Annotated in this window: 3 protein-coding genes; 1 reads left to right on the top strand and 2 read right to left on the bottom strand. The window is 71.8% G+C overall.

Annotation, left to right across the window (positions count from 1 at the left end):
* Positions 1–70: 70 nt before the first annotated feature.
* On the top strand, positions 71–1,825 hold the full coding sequence (locus tag C1I97_RS33010; RefSeq protein ID WP_111006705.1) for an NAD+ synthase: 1,755 nt from the start codon (positions 71–73) through the stop codon (positions 1,823–1,825).
* 56 nt (positions 1,826–1,881) lie between these two features.
* Here C1I97_RS33010 and C1I97_RS33005 read toward each other — a convergent pair whose 3' ends face one another.
* Positions 1,882–2,934 carry an endonuclease/exonuclease/phosphatase family protein gene (locus tag C1I97_RS33005; protein WP_111006704.1) on the bottom strand — a complete coding sequence of 351 codons (1,053 nt, stop codon included), beginning with the start codon at positions 2,932–2,934 and terminating at the stop codon, positions 1,882–1,884.
* A 177-nt stretch (positions 2,935–3,111) separates the two neighbouring features.
* Positions 3,112–3,738 carry a TetR/AcrR family transcriptional regulator gene (locus C1I97_RS33000; RefSeq protein WP_111006703.1) on the bottom strand — a complete coding sequence of 209 codons (627 nt, stop codon included), beginning with the start codon at positions 3,736–3,738 and terminating at the stop codon, positions 3,112–3,114.
* Positions 3,739–3,852 lie beyond the last annotated feature (114 nt).

The following is a 3,852-nucleotide window of genomic DNA, read 5'->3' as shown; positions in this document are numbered from 1 at the left end:
GGTTCAGGGCGAGACGTAGTTGAGGCACGCGCCCAGCCCATCGCGTCGCTCTGACGATTACACTGGGCGCGTGCCTCAACTACGTCTCGCCCTGAACCAGATCGACTCGCGCGTCGGCGACCTCGCCCACAACGCCGACACGATCGTCCGCTGGACCCGGGACTCCGCCGGGCGGGGAGCGCATCTCGTGGTGTTCCCGGAGATGGTGCTGACCGGGTATCCCGTGGAGGACCTGGCCCTCAGGTCGTCCTTCGTGGAGGCGTCCCGCGCCGCGCTGCGCGCGCTCGCCGCCCGGCTCGCCGAGGAGGGCCTCGGAGAGCTGCCGGTGCTCGTCGGCTACCTGGACCGCTGTGAGACCTCCCAGCCGAAGTACGGCATGCCGGCCGGCGCCCCGCAGAACGCGGCGGCGGTGCTGCACCGCGGCGAGGTGGTGCTGACCTTCGCCAAGCACCACCTGCCCAACTACGGCGTCTTCGACGAGTACCGCTACTTCGTGCCCGGCGACACCATGCCGGTGCTGCGGGTGCACGGCGTCGATGTCGCGCTCGCCATCTGCGAGGACCTGTGGCAGGACGGCGGCCGGGTGCCGGCCGCGCGCAGCGCGGGCGCCGGGCTGCTGGTGTCCGTCAACGCCTCGCCGTACGAGCGGCTGAAGGACGACACCCGCCTGGAGCTGGTCCGCAAGCGCGCCCAGGAGGCCGGCTGCACCCTCGCCTACCTCGCCATGACCGGCGGGCAGGACGAACTGGTCTTCGACGGCGACTCGATCGTGGTCGCCCCGGACGGCGAGGTGCTCGCGCGGGCGCCGCAGTTCGCGGAGCACCTGACGGTGCTGGACCTGGAGCTGCCGTCCGCGGCGGCGGACGCGCCGGAGGGCCTGGTCGACGACGGGCTGCGCATCGAACGCGTGGTGCTGTCCGAGGAGCCGGTGCCGGCCTACGAGCCCGAGCCGGCCGCCGGGTGGGCCGAGCGCATGGACGACGACGAGGAGGTCTACACGGCGCTGGTCACGGGCCTGCGCGCGTACGTGCGCAAGAACGGCTTCCGGTCGGTCCTGATCGGGCTGTCCGGCGGCATCGACTCCGCGCTCGTCGCGGCGATCGCCTGCGACGCGGTGGGCGCGGAGAACGTGTACGGCGTCTCCATGCCGTCCAAGTACTCCTCGGAGCACTCCAAGGACGACGCGGCGGAGCTGGCCCGGCGCACCGGCCTGAACTTCCGTACCGTCCCGATCGCGCCGATGTTCGACGCGTACATGGACTCCCTCGGCCTGACCGGCCTCGCGGAGGAGAACCTGCAGTCCCGGCTGCGCGGCACGCTGCTGATGGCGGTCTCCAACCAGGAGGGCCACATCGTGCTGGCGCCCGGCAACAAGTCGGAGCTGGCGGTGGGCTACTCGACGCTGTACGGCGACTCGGTGGGCGCCTACGGCCCGATCAAGGACGTGTACAAGACGTCGGTCTTCCGGCTGGCGAAGTGGCGCAACCGGGCCGCCGCCGAGCGGGGTGAGACCCCGCCGATCCCGGAGAACTCCCTCTCCAAGCCGCCGAGCGCGGAGCTGCGCCCCGGCCAGGTCGACACCGACTCCCTCCCGGACTACCCGGTGCTGGACGCGATCCTCGAGCTCTACGTCGACCGGGACAAGGGCGCGGACGTGATCGTCGCGGCCGGCTACGACCGGGAGCTGGTCACCCGGACGCTGCGGATGGTCGACCGGGCCGAGTACAAGCGCAGCCAGTACCCGCCGGGCACCAAGATCTCGGCGAAGGGCTTCGGCAAGGACCGCAGGCTGCCGATCACCAACGGCTGGCGGGAGACCGCCTGACCGGGCAGGCCCCCGACGAAGAGACCGGACAGGCTCCCAAGAGACCGGACAGGTCTCTAGGAGCCGTCGGCGGGCAGCTTCACACGCGCCGCCACGGGGAGGTGGTCGCTGGCCGTGCGCGGCAGCGTCCAGGAGCTCACCGGTTCCACTCCCCTGACCATGATCTGGTCGATCCGGGCCATCGGGAACGACGCCGGCCAGCTGAACCCGAACCCGTCGCCCGCCGCGCCCTGTGTGGAGCGCATCTGGGAGGTGACGGCGTTGAGCGAGCGGTCGTTCATCGTGCCGTTGAGGTCGCCGAGCAGGACCACCCGGGACAGCTGCTCGCCGGCGATCGCCTCGCCCAGCGCGTCCGCGCTCTGGTCGCGCTGCTGGGCGGTGAAGCCGGCGTTCATCCGCACCCGCACCGACGGCATGTGGGCGACGTACACCGCCACGGGTCCCTCGGGGGTGGTCACCGTGGCGCGCAGGGCGCGCGTCCAGCCGAGCCTGATGTCGACGGCCCGCACCCGGCTGATCGGGTACTTGCTCCACAGCCCGACGGTGCCCTCCACCGAGTGGTACCTGTACGTCGGGGCGAGCGCCCGCTCGTAGACCGGTACCGCGGACGCCTTCAGCTCCTCCAGGGCGAGCACGTCGGCGCCGGCGGCGGCCACCTCCCGGGCGGTGCCGGACGGGTCGGGGTTGTCGGCGTTGACGTTGTGCGTGGCGACCGTCAGGTCGCCGCCGGTGCCGGCCTTGTCGGTGAGCAGCCCGCCGAACTGGTCCAGCCAGACGACCGCGGGCAGCAGCACCGCGATCAGCGCGGTCGCCGACCTGCGCGCCAGGGCGAGGACCAGCAGCACCGGGACGAGCAGGCCCGCCCAGGGCAGGAAGGTCTCGGTGAGACTGCCGAGGTTGCCGATCCGGTTGGGGATGCGCGCGTGCAGCGCCATCACCAGGGCCAGGACGACCGCGAGCGCGGCGAGGAGGGTGCCCCGGCGCCAGATCCGCCGGTCACCACGCCAGCCGTCCAGAAAGCGGTGCGTCGCGCGCCGGAGCCGGTCTCCCCGGTGCCCGTTCCCCGAGCCGCCGTCCACCGTTTCCGTCGCGTACGCCTGTTGCGCCATACCGTCGCCTCACTGCCTGCCGTGCACACCGTTCACCCCCGTGTCCTACGACCCTAGGGGATGACCGGCGTCGTTCCTGCCGTCCTTGGACGGCCGTACTGGCACGAGGACGAACGAGTCGGCGCGTGGAGTTCCTGTGACGGCTCCTGGAGGCGGTTCTGTGACGAAACGAGCACATTAGGCCGGGGAACTGACGGGCCGTAGCCCCTCCAGCACCGCGTCCACGATCTGCTCCGACAGCCCCTCGGGCAGCTCGGTGTCGGGGCGCATCACGGCGCGCACCAGCATGGGTCCGACGATGATGTCGCCGAGCACGTCGACGTCGATGTCCTCGCGCAGTTCCCCGTCGCGCTGCCCGCGGCGCAGGACCTCGGCCTGGAGCCTGCGCCGGGGCTCGATGACGGTCGCCTGGTAGGCGGACCAGATCCTCGGGCTGGTCTTCATCTGGGCGTAGACGTTGTGCAGGATGGCGGAGGAGCGGCTGACCAGTCCGCGTCTGCGCAGCTGTTCGCAGATGGCCACGAGGTCGTCGCGCATGGAGGTCCCGGGGAGGTCCGGGTCGGGGGGCTCGGCGGCGCGTACGACGTCGGCGAACAGCTCCTCCTTGCCGCTCCAGCGGCGGTAGATGGTGGCCTTGCCGACGCCCGCGGTGCGGGCGATGCGCTCCACGGAGAGTTCGGCGAGCGGCACGCCGTCCTCCAGGAGCTTCATCACGCCCTCGACGATGGCGCGTTCCAGCGCCTCGCTCCGGGGGCGGCCCCGCACGGGGGTGTCGGGAGCGGCGTGGCGGTCGGCAAGGCTCACGTGGGCCGTCCTTTCGTCGTACCGGACGATTGTCCTATCCCCCTGACTGTCCCCAGGTCGCTTCTGGCCACCCCCGATCGCTCCTGGCCACTCCCGGCCACCCCCAATCACTCC

The sequence above is a fragment of the Streptomyces sp. NTH33 genome (assembly GCF_003236365.1).
Lineage (GTDB): Bacteria > Actinomycetota > Actinomycetes > Streptomycetales > Streptomycetaceae > Streptomyces.
This window is presented reverse-complemented; position numbering and strand designations above follow the sequence as displayed.

Bases quoted from the DNA above. Each gene is read 5' to 3' on its own strand.
- C1I97_RS33005 (WP_111006704.1), bottom strand. From the start codon at position 2,934: ATGGCGCAACAGGCGTACGCGACGGAAACGGTGGACGGCGGCTCGGGG.